The following is a 17009-nucleotide window of genomic DNA, read 5'->3' on the forward strand; positions in this document are numbered from 1 at the left end:
CGGTGCGCACTTTCAACTTTCAACTTTTAACTTTCCACTGATCTTCTGCTTACTGTCGTTCGCCGATGGTGACCGACGTTTCGTGCACCTGACCACCGCGCACGATCTTCGCCGTGACGGCCTTGCCGACGCGGTCGCCGCTGAGAATGGCCATCAGGTCATCCATGTGGCGCACGGCCTGCCCGTCCAGCGCGACCAGCGTGTCGCCGAGGTACAACCCACCTTGATCGGCAGGGCTGCCTTGTTCGACCGCCGCCAGCAGCAGCCCGGTCTCCTGCTGCACCTGCGCCGCGACCGGTGCGGGCAACCGCACCGGCTGCGCGCTCACGCCGAGGAAACCTCGGCGCACGCGGCCATGCGCTTGCAGGGCTTGCGCCACGCGCTGGAGCGTGACCGCCGGAATCGTCAGGCTGACGCCGTTGGCGAGGCCGGACGTGTTCATGCCGAGCATCTGCCCGCCCGCCGTGACCAGCGCGCCGCCGGAGAAACCGGGGTACATGACCACGTCGGTCTGCAAATACTGGTCGATCATGCCGCCAGCGCCCGTGCGCCAGCTTTCACCGACCGCGCTGACGACGCCGAGCGTCGCTTGGACGCCCGCATCCGGTCGACCGACCGCCAGAACGAGATGTCCGACCTTCGCGTCGGTCGCCCACGCGGCCGGAGTGAGTTCGTTGGCCTGTACCTTGAGGATGGCGATATCCGTCGTGTGGTCGCGCCCGACCACCGAGGCATTCACCACCGCGCCATTGGGCAAGCCCACGCCGATGTTTTCGTCACGTTCGACGACATGGTTCGCCGTTACGATCAAGCCGTTATCCGACCAGATGATGCCGCTGGCCGCCATGCGCCGCCGTCCTTCAACACGGACGAGGCTGCGGCTGGCTGCTTCGACGGTCGCCGCCAGATCATTTGAGAGGTTTTGCAGGACATCAGTCATCATGTGCTCCTACTACTGGTTCAACTCCACACTCTCATTAAAGCAAAAGTCCGCGTTCAGCACACCGCACCTTGGAGGGGGCAGCCACCTAATCGAATGGCTAGTGACAATTGGAATTCGGGATATAATAACGGTTAAAATTTCGTGAGAATGATCGTAATCTGGAGTTGCCAATGCCGCCCCCCGCTGTCTTGGAGCGTTTTCGGTCGCTGTTAGAACGCTCATGGGTTGTACGTTACGGAGTTGCCACCGCGGCTGTGCTGCTGGCTCTGGTCTTCCGCATTCTGACGCATCTGGCCGCGGGCGATACGCTGGCCATTTACCAGACGTTTTATCTGGCGACGATTTTTGTCGCCTGGCAGATCGGGACCCGGCCTGCCGTGTATACGGTCGCGCTCGGCGCCCTCTGTACACTGTTTTTTGTTGCGACTTGGTACGGGACGATGAGCATCCTGCAGCCGATTTATCTGCTGGAGTTCCTGCTCTATATCGCCATCAGTTTTCTCCTCATCTGGATCATCAACCAGCAGAAGGCGGCGCGGCTGCGCGCGGAATACCGCCGCGGGGCGGTCGAGCACATGGTGGATCAGCTCTCGCGGCTGCGGCGGGAATATGAGCAGACGATTGTGCAGGTCGACCGGCAGAGCGCGTATCTGGAAGCGGTGCTGCGGCAGCTCCCGGTCGGCGTGGTGATTGTGTCGGCGGATGGGGGTTCCAGTTCGCAGAACCGGCGCGCGGAAGAACTGCTCGGGCGTCCGCCGACCGAAGCCGATCAGCGCGCGGGCAAGGTACACCGCCTGATCGATGTGACGTCCGGGCAGCCGCTCGCCTTGACCGACTATCCGCTGCTGCGGGCGATGCGCGGCGAAACCACGCACGATGTGCAGGTTGAAGCGATCACGGTCGACGATGTACACCGCTTTCTGCGCGTGAACGCTGCGCCGATCTACGACATGAAAGGCACGCCCATCGCCGCGGTCAGCGTGTTCGCGGATATGACGGAAGAGTATCGACTGCGGGCGGAGCTGGAAGCGGCGCTCGCCCAAGCTGATCAGGAACGGCGGCGGCTGCAGGCGGTGCTCGACATCCTGCCGATTGGCGTGACGATTGCCGCCGCGAATGGCAAGCTGATCTACATGAATGGCGGGGCGTACCGCGTGTGGGGCGAAGACATGCCCAGCGTGGAGAACGCCGCCGGGTATGCCAAATACAAGGCGTGGGACGTCGAGACGGGCGCGCCGATGACGCCGGAGACGTGGGCGATGGCGCGCGCGCTCCACCAGGGCGAGATCACCCAGCATGAAGTGCTGCGCATCGAACGCTTTGACGGCACGTCCGGCACCATGATCAACGCTGCCGCGCCGATTCGTGATGCCAGCGGCGCGATCATCGGCGGGGTGGCGGCGAACATCGACATCACCGAGTTGTATGAGGCGCAAGCGGCGTTGCAAGACAGCGAAACGCGCTATCGTATGCTCTGGAACGCGGGCTTCGACGCCCGCGTCGCGCATCAGAATCGCGTGGTGTTGGATGTCAACGAAGCCTTCACGCGGCTGTTGGGCTATACCCGCGCAGAGATCGTCGGCTCGGATGGGGCTGTGACGGTGGTGACTGCCGAAGCCGCCGAACAGGCGCGCGCGGCGATCCAACAACTGAGCGAAGAACCGTATGAACTGACGATGCGGCGCAAAGATGGGTCGACGTTTCAGGGGTGGCTGCGTTCGGTCAACATCCCGCATCCGGATGGCATCCTGCGCGTGACCACGATCCGCGACATCTCGCAGCTTAAGGTGGCCGAAGCCGACCGAATCGCGCTGGTCGAGCAGGAGACGCGGCGGCGCGCCTTGCAGCACTTCATCCGCGCGTTCTCGCACGACTTCAAGACGCCGCTGGCCGTCATCAATACGACGAGCTATCTGCTGGAACGCACGCTGGCCGATGAGGCGGCGCGCGCCCGAGTGCGCACGATTGAAGAACAGATTGAGCGGATGGCGCGCATGGTCGACAACCTGATCACGCTGGTGCGGTTAGATCAGCAGGCGGCACTGGAGCTTGCGCCGCTGAATCTGGTCGAGGTTCTCGCCGCTGTCACGAGCGCGAAGCAGGAACCGGCGCGTAAAAAGGGGCTGCGTTTGGATGCCGTGCTGCCCACTGATCCGCTGATGGTGCTCGGCGAACAAGAACGGGTCGCGCAGGCGCTCAGCGAACTGCTCGACAATGCAATTCGTTTCACCGAGCCCAGCGGCACGATCTCGCTGACCGCCTATACCGATGACGACGCGGCGGTCATCGAAATTGAGGACAGCGGCGCGGGCATGCCCGCCGAATCCCTTCAGCGCATTTTTCAGCCGCTGTACCGCGTCGACGATGCGCGCAGCCTTGATACGGGTGGCGGCGGGCTCGGCTTAAGCATTGTCCAGCAGGTGATCGCGCTGCATCATGGGCACATCGACGTGCGCAGCGAGATCGGGCGTGGGACGGTGTTTCGCGTCAGCCTGCCCACTGCCGTCCCGCAGGCGTAACGGCGCGACTACAGCGTGATATACCCCAGGCGCGTGGCGCGGACGACGGCCTCGGTGCGGCTTTGCGCGCCCAGCTTGGTCAGGATGGCGTTGACATGAAACTTGACCGTGTGCTCGCTGATGTTGAGTTGATTAGCGATGATTTTGTTGGGCAGACCCTCAGCGATCAGGTTGATGACTTCGAGTTCGCGCGGCGTGAGCGCGTCCGGCGCGGCGCGGTCGTTCCCGGCGCTCAGGCGGAGGGTGTCGACGAGGGCGGAGTCGGCAATGGCCGAGGCGATCACGGTCATGCCGCGCGTCACGGCGTTGAGCGCCGCCGCCAGCACGTCGCCGTTGGAGTTTTGCAGCAGCAGACCGCGCACGCCTGCGCTCAGGAGCGCCGCCGTCGCTTCGATGGCATTGGTGACGTTTGCCAGCAGCGCCACGATCGGTTGGCGCGCGTCGCGTAAATCGCGCAGCCTGTCGAGATAGGTCAGCGGTTCCCAGCCCATATCCCACAGCGTGACATCCGGGCGATAAATGTCGAGCGTATCCAGCACATCGTGTTCCGCCTGTCCGACGATGTTCAACCCCGGTTGATCGGCGAGCAGGGCAGATAAGCCCGCGCGGGCGAGCGGATTGCTGGCGATGACCAGCACACGCAGATCCGGCATGTAAGCACCTTCGATTCTCTACGATGCGCCCATTATGCGCGTGCCTATGTTAGAAGCGCGTCAGCGGGGCGGCAGTTGGTGCGTTGAGACAAATGTTCTATAATGGGCTTGTCGTAACCCAAAGGATCGAATTCATGCGCAAACTAATCGTGAGTTGTTTGGTCACGCTGGATGGTTACTACGAAGGCAAAGGCCGAAGTCTCGCACCGTTATTCGACTATTTCCACCCGGACTATCACGGTGACCAGAACTTTGACGCCTACAACCTCGAACGACTGCGCGCGGCGGATATGCTGCTGCTGGGCGGGCGTGAGGGATTTCTCGGCAACCGCGAGTACTGGCTGAGCGTGCCTCATGATCCCAACGCCACGCCGATTCGCCGGGAGTTTGCGCGCTTGATCCATGCCATCGACAAGGTGATCGTCTCAGACAAACTGACCGAACCGGAACTCGCGCCGTGGACCAACACGCGCATAATTCGGTTAGCGGATGCCCACGCTGAGATCGCTCAGTTGAAGCAGCGAGACGGCAAGGAAATTTTCGTCTTCGGCAGCCGCACGCTGTGGAACGATCTGCTCGTGCAGAGTCTGGTTGATGAGCTGCATCTGACCATCTTCCCGCTGATCGCCGGGGAGGGCACGCCGTTGTTCGTCGGGCGGCCACCCGTGAACCTCAAGCTGATTGAGGCGCGGACCTGGCCGGGTTCTGGCAACCTCCTCGCGTGTTACGCGGTCAGCCGTCCGCCGGGTGCTTGATCGGGGCAGGATGACAGCGATTTACAGCAGACAGGTCATTTCGATACGCGCGAAGGCCTCAAAGTAGCCGGCTGCCTGATACGCGGGCCAGCGGCTGAGGTCGACGTTCTCGATCTTGGTGTCGAGCAGGGGATAGCGGTGATGCACGCAGCGAATCAGCGCGGTTGGGTCATTCGCCTCGCTGAGCACGAATGACGATAGCTGCACGGCGGTCTTGCGGTAGATGATCCAGTCGTCGCCCACGCGCAGCCCTTCAAGCTGACCTGCGTGCAGCAGCGATGGCGTTTCGTCCAGCCATGAGGCTTGATCAGGACGCTGCGCGAGGCATAGGGGAATGTCTTCGGGGGCGAGCGGCGTATAGGCTGGCAGGCTGTCTTTAACCGCGCCGGGAGGACGGCGGATGATCAGCAGATCACGCCGCGGTTCAAAGCCCAATTTGCGAAACAGGCGATGCGCGGGTTCGTTGCCCGTGATGACTTCGAGCTGCGCGAGGGTCGCGCCGCGGTCTTTGCCCAATGTCAGCAGGGTCTCCATGATGAACTGCCCGACCTTGTGGCCGCGCCGTTCCGGGATGACGCCGAGCCGCGTGACCCAACAGCGCGCGTCGCGCCGACCGAGCATGCCGATGCCTGTCTCCTCGGCGTCGCCATTGAGCGTGACGACCGAAGCGTCGAGCGCGACATCGTAGAAGCGCACGTATTCTTCCATGCGGCGCGCATTCATAGGCATGGGGACGATGTAATCGACGCGCCCCTGATTATAGATCTGGGCGAGGGCTTCAAACGTGTACTGGCTGGCGGCGACAACCGACCGATCAGCCGATCCCATGTTCGCAAGCTGCGTCTGCGGGGTAGTCAACTACATTCTCCTGAAGTCCGGTTCCAGGAAAGCCTTGATCTGGTCGCCGAAGCGCCGGGTGTCAATGGGTTTGTTGATGATGCCGTCACAGCCATAGGCGAGCGCCATTTCTTCAGCGGTCTCCTCCGGCCACGCCGTGAAGGCGATGACGGGGACATGGTTGAGGGCGGGGTTCTGGCGGAGCATGGCGACGACTGTCTGCCCGTCGAGGTCGGGCAGGCCGAGATCAACGAGGATCAACGCGGGCAGGCTCTCTACGGCGATTTGCAGACCCAACTCGCCTTCATCGGCGACCGTGACTTCAAATCCTTCGCGCTGCAAAATGCGCGACGCGAGGCGAGCGTTATCCGGGTTGTCCTCGATGATCACGATGAGACTCATATCGTGCGCCGTTCCGCCTGTTCGAGGTAATAGGCCACGTTCGAGAGCAATTCGTTCTTGGTGACGGGCTTGGGCACGTAGCCATTGCAGCCCGCTTCGAGGCAGCGTTCGCGGTCGCCGTGCATGGCGTTGGCCGTCAGCGCAATGATCGGAATGTGGGTGTAATCCGGCAGCGCCTTGACCGCCGAGGTCACCTGCAAACCGTCGATGTCGGGCAAATTGACATCCATCAACACGAGGTCGGGGCGCTGTTCGAGAATTGTGGTGTAACCCGATTCACCATCCTGTGCTTCGATCACCTGATAGCCTGCGCTGTTGAGCATCTTCCGAACAAGACGCATATTCTGTGGATTATCTTCGACACAAAGAATGGTGGCGACCATTACCTTACTCCGACTGCTCGTGTGCTGCGAAACTACTTATGTGGTTACTATACCAAGAGTTCGTGGATAGATTCCATAAAGATTTCTCGGTTAACAGTTGATTTCTCAATGAAATTATCGACTGTTACACCGAATTGTCGGCACTCCTCCTCTCGTAATATGCGGCTTGAATATATAATCACTGGGATATGCTTAAGGCTTTCCTCACGCTGGAGGGTCTGCAGGAGCGATAATCCGTCCATGTCCGGCAGCGTGAGGTCGAGCACAACCAGATCAGGCATCTGCTCGTAGATCAGCTTGAGCCCGTCGCGCCCGCAGTCGGCTTCGCTCACGCTGAACTCGCCGGAGGAAATCAGATACCGCCGCACCAACCGCCGATCCGCTTCCACATCGTCGATGATCACGGCGGTGCGCGGCGCGATCTTCGCGTCGACAGGGATCTCATTCGGGCGGCGGCGCGTGATTTCCAGCGGCGTATCGCCGAGCGCGGTCACGATGTGATCGACCAGCTCGCGCGTCTCGTAATTGCCCTTCGTCCACACGGAATCGCTGAATTGATTGAGGATATCACGATCCTCGGTATTGATCGATTTCGCGGAGACGACGACCACGGGGATGCTGGCGGTCACGGGGTTTGCTTTGAGGTGTTCCAGCAGTGAGAAGCCATCCATTTCCGGCATGGTCAGGTCGGTGACGATGAGGTCGGGCTTCTGCTCGTGGATCAGGCGCAGCGCGTCCGCTCCATCTTTCGCTTCGAACACGCGGTAGTTCTTGTAGGCGCGCAGCAGACGCCGAATCAAGCGGCGATCATTGGGGTTGTCGTCGACCACGACAATGGTGGTCACCTGTTCGTCAAGCTGACCGAGCGCCGCGCTCAAGCCTTCGATCTTGCCCGTGGTGTCGTCCGCCACGTCAAGGTTGAGCAGATACTGGTCGCCGAGCACGTGACTTTCTGCCGGGAAGGTATGCCCGGAACAGTTGACGACCACGGTTTCGCCCGGTTGGATCGTGCCGTTGGTGAGCATTTTCTCCAACCCGGCAAAGGCGACCGCCGTCGCGGGTTCGACCGACAGCCCCGCTTTGCTGGCGATGTGCCGCATGGCGGCGAACGTGTCGCCATCATCGACCGCGAGCATGGTGCCGCCGGTTTGCTGGACTGCTGCGTAGAGCAGATCATAGCTGAAGCCGGGATCGCCCGTCGCCAGCACCGTGATCAGCGTTTTGGGGACGACGGGCGTCGCTTTCGCCTGATGGGCCTGGAAAGCCGTCACCATCGGCGCACAGCCGGACGCCTGCACCACGCCGAGCTTGGGCAGGTGATCGATTAAGCCCATCGCGTACAGTTCCTGGAAGGCTTTCCACACGCCGAGCGGGCCAATGCCGCCGCTCACCGCCTGAATGTACCAATCCGGGGTGCGCCAGCCCCGCCCATCGAAGGCAAGCCCGAGTTGTTCGGCGATTTCAAAGCCGAGCGTCTTCATGCTCTCTTTGCCGGGAATGGCCTTCGCGCCGCGATCCAGATGAATGCCGCGGCGCTTGGCAAATTCCGCCGCGACGTGCTTGGTTTCGTCATAGGTGCCGGAGACGCGCACGACTTCCGCGCCATACAGCGCCGCCTCGCGCATCTTCTCCTGCGGGACGAGGCTGGTCAGGAACAGCCACAATTTGATGCCCGCGCGCGCGCAGTAGGCGGCGTACGCGGCCGCCGCGTTGCCTGTCGAAGCGAGCACGCACTCGGTGATCCCGGCCTGCTTCATCGCCGTGACCGCCATCGCCGCCTGCCGATCCTTGAACGAGCTGGTCGGTCCCTGCCGCTCATCTTTGATGTAGAGATGCGGGTGGTTGTAGATCCGCTCGTACTGATACAAGCGGATCAGCGGCGTGTAGCCCTCGTGCAGCGAGATTTCGGGGTCGGGTATGCGGATGGGCAGCAGTTCGTGGTAACGCCACAGCGATCCGTCGCGCGCGGGCAGCCCGTCACGCCATACATCCGCGACCGCGGCGTAATCATAGCGCGCGTCCAGCCAACCGGAATGGCAGCGGGGGCAGGCCGCCGCCATGATATCCGCTGCGAATTCGTGACCACATTCGAGGCAAACCACATGGGTGAAGTACGCGATCATGAGTGGGCGTCCTTGGTCATGAAAGGGCAGGGCGCAGCATGCTGCGCCCTGCTCAAGCTCGTGTTGGGGAAAACTTAGGCCGGCTGTTTTTCGGCCAGCGGCAGGGTGAAGCGGAAGGTCGAACCTTTGCCGTAGTCGCTGGTCACGGTGATTTCGCTGCCGTGCATGCGGATGAAGTGCTGCGAGATCGTCAGGCCGAGACCGGTGCCGCCCGCGCGGCGCGTCGAGGAGCCATCCACCTGACTGAACTGCTCAAAGATCTGGCTCAGGTGCTCCGGCTTCAAACCGATACCCGTATCGGCCACTTCGACGAACGCGTCATGCTGCTCGTCCAGCCCGTAGCGCACGGTCACGCTGCCGTTTTCGGTGAACTTCACCGCGTTCGAGACGAGGTTAGTGATCACCTGCTTGATACGCAGGCGGTCGGCCTTGACCAGCGGCACATCGGTTTCCCGAATGCAGTTGAGGACGACATTTTTGTCTTTCACCAGCACTTGCGACGTGGTGATGACTTCGTCCACCAGCGATCTGAGGTCCATCGGGGTGGGGGTGATCGTCATCTGGCCGGATTCAATCTTGGCGCGGTCGAGGATGTCGTTGATGATGGCCAGCAGATGCTTGCCGCTGTTATAGATCGTCTCGACATCTTCGGCGGCTTCTTCGCTCAGTTCGCCGTCGTCGCCGTCGAGCAGAATTTCCGAGTAGCCGATGATCGAGTTGAGCGGTGTGCGCAGCTCATGGCTCATATTGGCGAGGAACTGCGACTTCAGACGGTCGAGTTCACGCAGGCGTTCGGCGGTCAGCTTTTCGCGCTGGGCTTGCTCTTCCGCTTGACGCAGCAGGCGTTCCATTTCGAAGGCGGTCGCCTTCTGGTCGGTGACATCACGCACGACGAAGTAGATCATGCCGGTTTCGATGTCGGGTACCGAGTTCCACGACAGCCACACGTAGCTGTCATCGACGCAGCGATAGCGGTTCTCAAACGAGATGGCTTTCGCGCCCTGCGCCAGCTTTCCAGCTTCGGCGAGCGTCGGTTCGACATCGTCGGGATGCACGAACGAGATGAACGGCGCGGCCTTCAACTGCTCGATGGTGAAGCCGAGCGTGCGTTCCCACGCGGGGTTCAGCGTGACGAAGTAGCCCTGGAAGGTGGCGGTGCCGATCATATCCTGCGACAGGTCGTACACGCGCTGGGTTTCTTTCTGGGCGGCTTGCACGTTCTGGAAGGCGCGCGCGTTTTGCACGGCGATGGCGACCTGTGAGGCGAGCGCGGTCTTGATTTGCACGTCGTCCTGAGTGAAGCGGTTGAGCTGTTCCGACTGCACGTCGAGCACACCGATCACGGTGTCGCCGACGACCATCGGCACCGCCATTTCGGACGCCGTCTCCGGGAGCAGGGGGTTGGGCAGGAAGTTCGGCGCGTTGGAGACATTGTTGGCGATGACGGCTTCGCGGCTGCGGGCAGCGGTCGCCACGATACTGTTCGTTCGATCTAGCGGGATTTTGTGCCCGCGTTCCTTCATGATTCGTCCCGGCTCGCCTGCGCCTGCGGCCAGCACGAGGTTGACGCCCGCGTCATCCAACAGATAGATGTGCGAGTGGTACAGGTCGAAGTCGTCGCGGGTTTTCTGCGCCACTTCGGACAGCAGTTGTTCGGTATCGAGCAGGGTGCTGACGGCGGCGCTCACGTCCGTCACCGTTCTCAGTTCGGCGGCGTGCTTTTCGCTCTCCTGCCGGGCGGCTTGCGCTTCGCTCAGCAGACGTTCCAGTTCGAGCGCGGTCGCCTTTTGCTCGGTGATGTTACGGACGACGAAGTAGATGGTGGCGGTTTCGGTGTCGGGCACCGAGTTCCACGACAACCACACATACGAGTCGTCGCTGCGGCGGTAGCGGTTTTCAAACGAGATCGCCTTCGCGCCCTGCGCCAGCTTTCCGGCTTCGGCGAGCGTCGGTTCGACATCGTCGGGATGCACGAACGAGAGGAACGGCGCGGCGCGCAGTTCGGCAATGGTGAAGCCGAGCGTGCGTTCCCACGCGGGGTTGAGCGTGAGGAAGTACCCGTCAAAGTTCGCCGTACCGATCAAGTCTTGCGACATGTCGTAAATGCGCTGGGTTTCCTGCTGCGCGGCGAGCACGAACTGGAAGGTTCGGGCATTCTGCACGGCGACGCTGATTTGCGCGGCGAGCGCGGACTTGATTTGCAGGTCGTCCTGCGTGAAGCGGTCGAGGTGGCGGGACTGCACGTCCAGCACGCCAATGAGCGTGGAACCGATGACCATCGGGATCGCCATTTCCGATTTCGTCTCCGGCAGCAGCGGGTTGGGTAGGAAGTTCGCCGCTTTGGTCACATCGTTGGAGATCACGCCGATCTGCGTGCGGGCGGCGGTGGCGACGAGGCTGTCCTCGCGGTTGAGGGGGATGCTGTGGCCGCGTTCTTTCATAACGCGCCCGGCATCACCCGCGCCGGCGGCCAGCACGAGGTTGACGCCCAGGTCGTCGAGCAGGTAGATATGCGCGTGGTACAGGCCGAAGTCATCGCGCGTCTTCTGCACCACTTCGTTCAGCAGCACATTGGTGTCGAGGATGGTGCTCACTGCGGTGCTCACGGCGGTCACAGTGCGCAGTTCGGCGGCGTGTTTTTCGCTGTCCTGACGGGCGTCTTGCGCTTCCCGCAGCAGGTTTTGCAGTTCCAGCGCCGTCGCTTTTTGCTCGGTGATGTTACGGACGACAAAGTAGATCGTGCCGGTTTCAGTGTCGGGCACGGAGTTCCATGACAGCCACACATACGAGTCGTCGCTGCAGCGGTACCGGTTTTCAAACGAGATCGCCTTTGCGCCCTGCGCCAGTTTTCCGGCTTCGGCGAGCGTCGGCTCGACATCGTCAGGATGCACGAACGAGAGGAAGGGCGCGGCTTTCAGTTCATCCAGCGTATAGCCGAGCGTGCGTTCCCACGCGGGGTTGAGCGTGAGGAAGTAGCCCGCAAAGCTCGCTGTACCGATCATGTCCTGCGACATGTCGTAGACGCGTTGGGTTTCCTGCTGCGCGGCCTGCACACTCTTGAAGGATCGGGCATTCTGCACGGCGATGGCGATTTGTGCCGCCAGCGATGATTTAATCTGCACATCACGCGCCGTGAAGCGGTTGACTTGGTCGGATTGCACGTCGAGCACGCCGATGAGCGACGCACCGACCACCATCGGGATAGACATCTCAGAACGGGTTTCCGGGAGCAGCGGGTTGGGCAGGAAGTTCGGCGCTTGCGTCACATCATTGGTGACGATGGTTTCGCGCGTGCGGGCGGCGGTGGCGACGAGACTGTTGGGGCGGCTGAGCGGGATTTTGTGACCGCGTTCCAGCATCAGTCGTCCCGCTTCGCCCGCGCCCGCCGCGAGGACGAGGTTGACGCCCGCATCATCCAGCAGATAAATGTGCGCGTGATAGAGGTTGAAGCGTTCTTTGGTGAGATTGACGACCTGCGGCAGCAGTTGATTGGTGTCGAGTTCGGCGCTGATCGTCGCGCTCAACTCATTCACCGTGCGCATTTCGGCGACGTAGCGTTCACTTTCACGCTGCAGGCGCAGACGTTCAAGCGCGGTGCTGATCTGTTCCGCGAGGCTGCGCAGCACGCGGATTTCGGACTCGCTGTGCTGGCGGGCTTCGTGGGCCGACAAGCTGATCACGCCGACCCACTGGTTGCCGCTGGTCAGCGGCGCGGAGAGCACTGCTTTGATGCCGTACTGGAGGATGCTCGCTTTGGTCTGCTCGTCGAGCTTGGTTTCCTGCGCCACATCGTCAAAGAACAGCACCTCGGTGCGGCTGAACATGGGCAGTGAGGGGAAGTGCGCCAGCGGCACTTTCGCCCCGCGCATCTGGTCTTCGAGGCCGGGACGCCAGTCGCCGAGGATGTTGATGTTCGCGGCAGTGTCATAATCGAAGGTGTCCCAGGCGGTGAGGCTGATGCTCAGCGGCGTCTCAGTCGGCCAGTGGTCGACCAGCGCCATGACAATTTGTTGTTCGTCCCGCGCCGAGTTGATCACCGCGCTCAGTTTATAGAGGAGTTCCGTCTCCTGACGCGCCAACTGCGTGGCTTCGAAGGAGTGCGCATTTTGCACCGCAATGGCGATTTGCGCCGCCAGCGAAGTTTTGATCTGCACATCATCGGCGTCGAAGCGGTCGAGCTGGTCGGACTGCACGTCGAGCACACCGATCAGCGTGAGACCGGCGACCATCGGAACCGCCATTTCCGAGCGTGTATTCGGTAGGTGCGGGTTGGGCAGGAAGTCCGGCGCGCTCGCCACATTGTTGACCACGACCGCCTCTTGCAGACGGGCGGCGCGCGCCACCAAGCTGTTCTGATGATTGAGGCGGATGCTGTGACCGCGTTGCTTCATCGCGGCGCCAGCAGTACCCGCGCCGGCGGCCAGTCGAAGCGTTTCGCCGTTGTCATCTAGCAGGTAGACGTGCGCGTGATACAGCTTGAATTGTGATTTCGTCAGTTCAACCACGGCATCCAGCAGGGTTTGCAGGTCGAGGATGGTGGTAACCTGCTTGGAGATTTCCGCTACGGTCTGCAAGTCGTGGGTACGCGTGAACACGCGCTCTTCCAGACTGCTCAACCGCGAACGCAGGACGTCCGTCAGTTGATCAAATTCCGTGAGAACGCTGGACTGCGTTTGCTGTTCATCAAATTGGACTGCCATGCTGCCCCCTTGCAGTTCCTTGTTTTAGAATTGAGGCGACGTCAAATGCAACGTCGAAATTTACGGCTTATCATATGGTTTTATTGTAAAGAGGTAGGTATGCGGAGAGCGTTAACGTTTTATCGTTTGTGAGTGCAGACCCTGCAGGTCGGGGTAGTTGCGGGAAATTCGAAGTTGGTTCGAACCGGGGCGGAGAATTACGTCCAATCGCCCGACTCTAACGTCTTCGGCAGTGCCCAGCGGCGTTAGTCAGCGTCGGCGGGCGATCCGTCAGCAGGATTTTGATACGCGATGGGTCGGACACGACGAACCCCTCTTCGGTTTGCTCGGCGGTAAGGCCCGCAGCCTGCACCCGGTCGACAACCCGCTGCATTTCGACGGCGTCAGGCAGCACAATCGTGTAGTACTGCATACCGAGCGCGTTGGGCGGGGCGGGCGGCACGCCGGGACCTTTCCACGTGTTGAAGGCAATCACATGATTCTGCTGCGCGTCAAGGCCGACATCGACCATGCGGAAGGCCGGCGCGATCAAGCCGGCGGCAAAGCCGAGAATGTCCGCGTAAAAGTGCAGCGAGTCCTCTAGGCTGGCGGCGTACAGATGCACATGCCCGAGCTGCGCGCCGACGGGCAGCGGGAGATCGAGCCGGTCATCGTCGTCGAGTTCGGCGAACAGCGCCTCCACATCCAGCGGATCGCGGCCATCGGTCACACGGCCATCAGCGTAATGCACCACATACTGCCCGTTGACGAGCTCGACGGTCGCATCGTCCAGCGAGCGCACATACAGTTCAATCGTATTGCCTTCGAGGTCTTCGAGATAGGTCGTCTTCGAGAACCCGTGATCGGTTGGCGAATTGGGGTAGCGCAGCGCGAATAACTTCGCGACGATGCGCGCCAGTTCTTTGCGGCTGGGGTAGAGAATGGCGAAGTGATACAGTCCCGTGGCATGCTGCACCCGGCGCGCCGTCTTGTTTTCGGTCAGGCGCAGCAGGATCTCATTGGCTGAGCCGAGCGCGGCCTCTGCGTCTTCCCGCCAATGGAGGGTTAGACCGAGCACCTGCGTGTAAAACGCGATCTGCCGGTCGAGGCTGGCGACGGTCAGGTGCACGCGCCCCAGCCGCGTGGTCGGCGGAAGGACGAGTGTCGATGTGGGAATCGGCGTTGGATTGGTGGTCATGGGGAAGTACTCCTCTCGCGGTCTGCGGATCGTTTGTATTCATACCATTAGCGTGCTAACGAAAGTGGCAAACACATGCTCAACCGGTTCCGGTGATATTGGCGCTGATGCGCTGCAGCAAGCGGCGCAAAACCACCCGCTCGTCTTCACTCAGCCCCTTGAAGATCAGCGCTTGCAGCGCACCGAACTGCGCATTAATCGATTGCTCTTTTTCTAGCCCTGTATCTGTGATGTACACGCGCACCAAGCGGTTGTCGTCGGCATCGCGGCGGCGGACGACCAGCCCGGCTTCCTCCAACCGCTGAAGCATGTTCGTCACGGTTGCGCCCTGTACCGAGAGCTCTTCGGCAATTTCCGATTGAGTCAGGCCGTCTCGCTTCGCCACCGTGCACAGCACATTCGCCTGACCACGGGGGATGTCCACCTGATCGGTGAACGCATCGGAGATGGTGCGGAACACCTGACTCACATGGGCGAGCAGCTGCCAATCGTCGAGATTATGCCGTTCAGTCATCATTCGTTGACTTGCTAATCGTTAGCGTTCTAACTAATTTAATGCCCTAGCTGACGTTTGTCAAGCCTGTGTTGGAGTGAGGGAACCGCGGGGCGGAATACGCTCAACGTATGAAACTCCATACAAAGTCGGATGCTTGATTCACCAAGAACCCATAAAGTAAGACAATGAGTATGGATCGACTGTTTGACCATACCTATTTTTATGCTGTGTTAGGAGCGACTATGTTGAAAAGAAGCCTGTTCGTTCTCTTCGCATTGCTGCTGTTGACTCTGCCAGTCAGCGCGCAGGACGGTTTTTCCGTAGATTGTGGGGGTGGCACCGCCTTTGACAATGGCGTCGAAGTGCAGCTCGTCCAAACCTCCAACCGCGTGACGTATCGCGCGACCGCTATCGGCGTCGGTGATTTTGACCCGGTGCTGGCGGTATTTGATACGGACGGCAACGGAACATGCAATGACGATGGCGAAGCGCTGGACGGCTACGGCGTCGATTTGCCGACCACGGGTGAGGTCGGTGCGAGCAATCTGGCCTCGCAGCTTGATTTTGAAGGCACGGGTGAGCTGATGTCCGTCGTGGTGGGCGGCTTCGGCAACGCGACCGGCGAATTCATCCTCGTCATCGAAGGGCTGACGATTGAGGGCAACGAATCGTTTGGCGGCATTCCGGTATCGCTCAATGTGACCGCGCCGATGGTCAATTCGGGCGTGCCGCTCACGCTCTACATGGTGTCGCTGGAAAATTCGCTCGATACCAAGATTTCCAAGGTGGATGGCGATGGCGCGACGTTGTTTGACGGCAGCACACCCGTCGAATGCGACGACGCGGGCGCGGCCTCGTGCTACGGCGATTCGCAGAGCCTCGATGGTTCGGCAATCGGGATGGAACGGGGTTCGCTCGGCTCGAATCAGTTCGATTCGATGCTCACACTTGAACTCGACAACGTGAACCTGAGCAGTGATGCCTCCCAGAACTACTTCAACTTCCTGCTGAGCAGCTTCAACGGCGAGCAGACGGGTGAATTTGTCGTGGCCTTCCATGCGGCGATTGGTGCGCCGAGCGGGAACGGCGGCGGCAGCAATCCACCCCCGCGGCAGGGCGGCGCAGATGCGACCCCAACCCCGGGCTCCGGTGGTGGCAATCCGCCTCCGCGTCAGGGTCAAGGTGGCGGCGGGACGACCAGCGGCGATCTCCCGAACGGCATGACCGTCGAATGTGATACGGGCGTGACCTTCAGCAATGGCGTCGAAGTCGTCATCAGCCAGATGCGTTCCGGTTTCACCTACACGGCGACCGCGGTCGGCCTCAATGGGTTTGACCCCGTGCTGGCGGTGCTCGACTCGAACGGCAACGGGCTGTGCAATGACGACGATGCAAACGCGGCCAGCTACGCGGCCAACCTGCCGACAACTGGTCAAGTGAGCGCGTCCAACTTCAGTTCGCAGGTGCGCTTCGACCAGAACAGCTCAGAAACGTTTGCCGATGTCTCGCTCGTGGTGGGCGGTTTCGGCGACCAGACGGGCGAGTTCCTGCTCATCCTTGAAGGCATGGCCGTGACCTCTGGCGATCAGGCGGGGGATCCGTTCCTCGTCGGCGTGACGCAGCAGATGCTCAATTCCGGCGTGCCGCTCACGGTCTACATGCTGACCCGTGGCACGAGCGGCGTCGATCCGTACATCTACATGCTCGATGGCGACGGCAACCCCCTGCAGGATGGCAGCGGCAACGATGTGTTCTGCGATGATGCCGGTAACAGCGGCACCTGCTTCGGCGACTCGGTGCAGTTGGATAACTACAACGTCACCATCAACACGGGCACGCTTCCCGGTTGGCAGTACGACGCTATGCTCAGCGTGCCGTTGAGCGCGTTCACGTTTGCGCCGGATGCGAACTTCCTCAATTACATGATGACCAGTTTCGGCGACAGTGAAGGGCAGTATCTGCTCGTCTTCCACATGGGCACGAGCAACTAACTAGGATCATTCAACCTCACCCCGCGAACC

12 protein-coding genes are annotated in these 17009 nt (G+C 61.1%); 3 read left to right on the forward strand and 9 right to left on the reverse strand.

Features of this window, described 5'->3' with window-relative positions:
- Window positions 1-49: 49 nt before the first annotated feature.
- Window positions 50-943, reverse strand: a complete 894-nt coding sequence (locus IPK17_RS31605; RefSeq protein WP_343421718.1) for a S1C family serine protease — start codon at window positions 941-943, stop codon at window positions 50-52.
- Window positions 944-1113: 170 nt separating this feature from the next.
- Between IPK17_RS31605 and IPK17_RS31610 the strand changes: the two genes are divergently transcribed.
- Complete coding sequence (locus tag IPK17_RS31610; protein WP_343421719.1) at window positions 1114-3462, forward strand: ATP-binding protein; 2349 nt, start codon at window positions 1114-1116, stop codon at window positions 3460-3462.
- Window positions 3463-3470: 8 nt separating this feature from the next.
- Here the strand turns inward: IPK17_RS31610 and IPK17_RS31615 are convergent, their stop codons facing one another.
- Complete coding sequence (locus IPK17_RS31615; RefSeq protein ID WP_343421720.1) at window positions 3471-4115, reverse strand: LuxR C-terminal-related transcriptional regulator; 645 nt, start codon at window positions 4113-4115, stop codon at window positions 3471-3473.
- Window positions 4116-4249: 134 nt separating this feature from the next.
- On the opposite strand from IPK17_RS31615, the gene IPK17_RS31620 reads away from it, so the two are divergent.
- Window positions 4250-4870, forward strand: a complete 621-nt coding sequence (locus tag IPK17_RS31620) for a dihydrofolate reductase family protein (protein ID WP_343421721.1) — start codon at window positions 4250-4252, stop codon at window positions 4868-4870.
- A 21-nt stretch (window positions 4871-4891) separates the two neighbouring features.
- Here the strand turns inward: IPK17_RS31620 and IPK17_RS31625 are convergent, their stop codons facing one another.
- The 7 genes from IPK17_RS31625 to IPK17_RS31655 all read right to left on the reverse strand — a co-directional run bounded on the left by IPK17_RS31625 (window position 4892) and on the right by IPK17_RS31655 (window position 15009).
- Entirely contained in the window at window positions 4892-5728 is an 837-nt protein-coding gene (locus tag IPK17_RS31625) for a GNAT family N-acetyltransferase (protein WP_343421722.1), read from the reverse strand.
- Window positions 5729-6109 (reverse strand): response regulator, encoded by a 381-nt coding sequence (locus IPK17_RS31630; protein WP_343421723.1) that lies wholly within the window; start codon window positions 6107-6109, stop codon window positions 5729-5731. It abuts the gene before it with no gap.
- Window positions 6106-6492 (reverse strand): response regulator, encoded by a 387-nt coding sequence (locus IPK17_RS31635; RefSeq protein ID WP_343421724.1) that lies wholly within the window; start codon window positions 6490-6492, stop codon window positions 6106-6108. The genes IPK17_RS31630 and IPK17_RS31635 overlap by 4 nt, the downstream gene beginning before the upstream one ends.
- Window positions 6493-6539: 47 nt before the next feature.
- Window positions 6540-8615 (reverse strand): pyridoxal-phosphate dependent enzyme, encoded by a 2076-nt coding sequence (locus tag IPK17_RS31640; protein ID WP_343421725.1) that lies wholly within the window; start codon window positions 8613-8615, stop codon window positions 6540-6542.
- Between the two features lie 74 nt (window positions 8616-8689).
- Window positions 8690-13315 (reverse strand): GAF domain-containing protein, encoded by a 4626-nt coding sequence (locus IPK17_RS31645; protein WP_343421726.1) that lies wholly within the window; start codon window positions 13313-13315, stop codon window positions 8690-8692.
- Window positions 13316-13532: 217 nt separating this feature from the next.
- Window positions 13533-14492 carry a VOC family protein gene (locus IPK17_RS31650; protein ID WP_343421727.1) on the reverse strand — a complete coding sequence of 320 codons (960 nt, stop codon included), beginning with the start codon at window positions 14490-14492 and terminating at the stop codon, window positions 13533-13535.
- Between the two features lie 79 nt (window positions 14493-14571).
- Window positions 14572-15009 (reverse strand): MarR family winged helix-turn-helix transcriptional regulator, encoded by a 438-nt coding sequence (locus tag IPK17_RS31655; RefSeq protein ID WP_343421728.1) that lies wholly within the window; start codon window positions 15007-15009, stop codon window positions 14572-14574.
- A gap of 221 nt (window positions 15010-15230) precedes the next feature.
- Between IPK17_RS31655 and IPK17_RS31660 the strand changes: the two genes are divergently transcribed.
- Window positions 15231-16979, forward strand: a complete 1749-nt coding sequence (locus tag IPK17_RS31660; RefSeq protein WP_343421729.1) for a hypothetical protein — start codon at window positions 15231-15233, stop codon at window positions 16977-16979.
- The last annotated feature ends 30 nt before the right edge of the window (window positions 16980-17009 follow it).

Source organism: Candidatus Flexifilum breve (assembly GCF_016713355.1).